We start from the raw sequence: 543 nt of genomic DNA, 5'->3' as shown, positions 1-543 counted from the left end.
CCACTACTGCATTGGCAAACACCTTACGGTACTGCAATGTCTTACACAGTGTCCACAAGCTATATTTATACTGTTCCCGTATGCCCTACGGTACAGTTTTTATCTTTATGCAGACTGCATCTGCAGTCCTTTTTTCAGAATATTGATACTTGCATTCGTATCCCGGTCATGAACCGCATGGCATTTGGGACACTCCCAGATACGAATGCCCAGATTTTTTATCCGTGGATTTCTGTAGCCACAACAGCTGCAGGTCTGACTGCTCGGATACATCGTTGGTACTCTGTGAATTTCATTTCCATACCAGCCAGCTTTATATTCCAGCATTTCAAAAAATTTTGCCCAGGAAACACTCGCTATCGATTTTGACAGTTTATGATTCCGGATCATCCCCTTAACATTCAGATCTTCAATACAGATGGTTTGGTTTTCACGCACCAGCATCGTTGACTGTTTCTGCAGGAAATCATTCCGCTGATTGGTTACTTTCTCATACACTCTTGCCACCCTGATCCGCTGCTTCTCGCGGTTATGGGAATCTTT

The 543-nt window shown here is 43.6% G+C and carries 1 protein-coding gene; it reads right to left on the bottom strand.

All coding sequences use genetic code 11. The features are described 5' to 3' along the window. Positions 1-105: 105 nt before the first annotated feature. On the bottom strand, positions 106-543 hold a 438-nt coding region (locus tag NE671_RS15705; RefSeq protein WP_173723570.1), incomplete at its 5' end, for an RNA-guided endonuclease TnpB family protein.

It is taken from the genome of Blautia sp. DFI.9.10 (assembly GCF_024461705.1).
GTDB lineage: Bacteria > Bacillota > Clostridia > Lachnospirales > Lachnospiraceae > Blautia_A > Blautia_A fusiformis.
Note: the sequence above shows the minus strand (reverse complement) of the source record. Positions and strands in the feature narration are given on the sequence as shown.